Origin of the sequence: Dorea sp. 210702-DFI.3.125, from assembly GCF_020560945.1 — a bacterium.
GTDB lineage: Bacteria > Bacillota > Clostridia > Lachnospirales > Lachnospiraceae > Dorea > Dorea formicigenerans.
Genome location: NZ_JAJCNF010000062.1, coordinates 1 through 2,515 on the forward strand (window position 1 = coordinate 1; position 2,515 = coordinate 2,515).

The following is a 2,515-nucleotide window of genomic DNA, read 5'->3' on the forward strand; positions in this document are numbered from 1 at the left end:
CATTTCATCATAATTAGTCTCTAATCCTTTCAAATCTCATTTTATATGACTTTTGCAAGCTGTTAAGCTAACTTGTGGAACATATGCCGAACCTTATCTATACGGCTATTCGGGCGGCGGGGTTGGCAAATAAATTTACCAATAGCTGGCTGGTATCCTTTTAACTCTGTCAAGCAGACTCCCTGCCCATTTGTGAAATAAGTTAAATCGTTCCTGTATTCTTGAATACATCTAGCAGGGATTTCTCCTTTCAGAATGACCTCGTCATTCTTTATCTGAGTACTTACAATATCTGCACAATACCTTGGAGCATCATGATACGCCCGTGAGAGATATTCCTGCGGTGCATAAATTTCAAAGTGGAGATATGGCTCTAATAGTTCTGTCCCTGCTTTTTTTAAAGCCTGCTCCAATACGATAGGGGAAAGCAGCCGAAAGTCTGCGGGGGTACTTACAGGACTATAATACAATCCATATTCAAAACAGATTTTACAGTCTGTCACTTTCCATCCATACAGCCCCTGCTCGCAGCCATAAAGAACCCCCTCCATAACCGCATTTTGGAACGATTGGTTTAAATATCCAAGTGAAACTCTGCTTTCATACTGCACTCCACTTCCAATAGGGAGCGGCTCTATGGACAACCCGACAGAAGCCCAGAAAGGATTTGGCGGGACTTCTATGTGGATGGTATATTCTGCTTTTCTAAGCGGTCTTTCCATATATATAACAGTAGGCTCTTTTATTTCTGCCTCCACATGATATTTTTCCTCAAGGATGGCACAAATGACTTCCATCTGCACTTTCCCCAAAAAAGAAAGTATAATCTCATGCGTTGTAGTATCCACATAATATTTTAAAAGAGGGTCGCCATCTGAAATTTCTGTAAGTGCCCCAAGCAATATTTCCCGCTGTTCAGATTTCTTTGCTGCAATCGTTGTTTGGAGCATAGGGAGAGGATTTTCAATAAATGTTCTCTGCGGCAACAGCATTTCGTTCCCCAAAATACTGTTTAGCTGCAAAACATCATTTGGTAAAATTACAATATCACCAGAGCAGGCTGTATCGGATGAACATAATTCACCGTTTGTCGGAACACACATCTCTGTGATTTTTATTTTCTCTTTTTCAGATATTTTAATAACATCCCTCAAATGCAATGTTCCGCTATATATACGCACATAAACAAAACGCCGCCTTTTCTCTGAATATTCAATCTTAAAAACCTGCCCGCATAGTTCAGATTGACCTTCAGGCGTTGATGAATAAAACTTACTGGCAATCACTTCTATAAGCTGCCGAATCCCCAGATTGTTTTTAGCGCTTCCGTGATAAACGGGAAATAACGTTCCGTTTTGGAATCTCCTGTTTTCTTCCTGTTCCAGTTCTGACATTTTAAACGGTTTCCCTGACATATATTTCTCTAATAGTTCATCGTTTCCCATAATTACCGCATCCCACTGTTCCATATCGTCATTGTCCGTTACATTTATATGAGGATGCTGCCCAACCTTTTGCTTCACTATAATTTCCGAAGAAAGCTTTGCTTTCATTTCTTGATATACCATTGGCAAATCAATCCCCTCTTGGTCAATTTTATTGATGAAAAAAATTGTCGGAATCTTCATTGTCTGTAGTGCATGAAACAGTATACGGGTCTGTGCCTGTATGCCATCCTTTGCAGAAACTAATAATACTGCTCCGTCTAATACGGATAAAGAACGGTATACTTCCGCCAAAAAATCCATATGGCCTGGCGTATCTATAATGTTGACTTTTACATCCTCCCACTGAAAAGATGTCACTGCTGTCTGGATAGTGATTCCCCTTTGACGCTCCAAATTCATTGTATCTGTCCTTGTTGTGCCTTTATCTACGCTCCCTGGTTCTGCAATTGCACCACTGGTATACAATAAACTCTCCGTTAATGTTGTCTTTCCTGCGTCAACGTGAGCCAGAATGCCTAAGTTAATTATTTTCATGTGATTTTCCTCCTATCAACACCCAAAAAAGGGCATAAAAATACCCAGTGATAAATACTCCTATCACTGGGTAAATAACTCCAATAGCCCCAAAACACTTATATGTTTTCGGGCATATAAAATTACATGATAAAAGTATTCTTAAACTGGGTACAAAAAACTAAGCCCCATATTAAAAGTGAAACGGGACTGCTACTTTTTGTTCCCACTATCAAATTGACAGTTTATTTAAGAATACCTTGCCGCATATTTATTAACTCCTTGTATAATACTGAATCTAATTATATTCCTTAACCCTTTATTTGTCAAGCTGACAAACTAAAGCAGAAAAAGCGGCAGGATTTCCCCCTGCCACTAATCATCTGTTTATGCAAAAATAATTTCCTTTTCCACAATCTCCCTCGCACAAGCCCTTATGTTATTCGTTCTTCCTGTCCATTCTAAGGCGTTTTCTGCCTTTAGCTGTTCCGTTATGCCCTGTGCCTGTTTCATACCCTCTATGAGCCTTTCAAAGCGTTCCTGTGCCTGTCTGT

2 protein-coding genes are annotated in these 2,515 nt (G+C 39.7%); both read right to left on the bottom strand.

The window, feature by feature from the left end:
• Positions 1-62: 62 nt before the first annotated feature.
• The gene (tet(O), locus tag LI164_RS15480; protein WP_006858004.1) at positions 63-1,982 is read right to left on the bottom strand and encodes a tetracycline resistance ribosomal protection protein Tet(O); all 1,920 of its coding nucleotides are present in this window, start codon (positions 1,980-1,982) and stop codon (positions 63-65) included.
• Between the two features lie 366 nt (positions 1,983-2,348).
• A partial coding sequence (locus LI164_RS15485) for a TnpV protein (RefSeq protein ID WP_227087369.1) occupies positions 2,349-2,515 on the bottom strand: 167 nt, incomplete at its 5' end.